The organism is Brachyspira sp. SAP_772 (assembly GCF_009755885.1).
Taxonomy (GTDB): Bacteria; Spirochaetota; Brachyspiria; order Brachyspirales; family Brachyspiraceae; genus Brachyspira.
On the sequence record NZ_VYIX01000310.1, the window covers coordinates 1 to 576 of the forward strand.

General features: G+C 22.0%; 1 pseudogene. It reads left to right on the forward strand.

What is annotated here, in order from left to right:
* Positions 1-240 precede the first annotated feature (240 nt).
* Positions 241-576 (forward strand): annotated as a pseudogene (locus tag GQX97_RS14220) (methyl-accepting chemotaxis protein); the annotation flags it as partial.

Below are 576 nucleotides of genomic sequence, written 5' to 3' on the forward strand. Positions count from 1 at the left end.
TTTATTATTAAAATATGTGATTTTTGGGTTAATACTCTTATATATCAACCTATATATTCTACTACAAAATACATAAAAGTCAAATTAAATATTATTATTATACATATAAATATTTTAATGAATTTTAAAAACTTTTAAAACAAAAAACATAAAAATATGTTTGACATACCTAAAAAACTATAATACTATATACCCTATACAGGTAAAAATAATAGAAATATATATAGAGAGTTTAATAAAATGAAAAATAAATTTAATAGTCTAACAATACAAATACCTATGGCAATTAATATATTTATTACTTCATTGATGTTTATATCGATTTTTACATTAGTAAGTATGTCTTCAAAAGCTATAGATAAAGCTACATATGACGGTTTTCAAACTACTGTAAAAGGATATACTACTTTTATAAACTCATGGTCTGAAAATCAGCTTGTATTAGCGGATACTTACTCTTCATTATCATTTGTTATTAATTATATGATACAAAGAAATGTTGAAGCAGAAGCTAATATGCTTACTGTACTAGGGTTAATGGGAGCAAAAAACCAATATGTAATTAGCTTATCATTA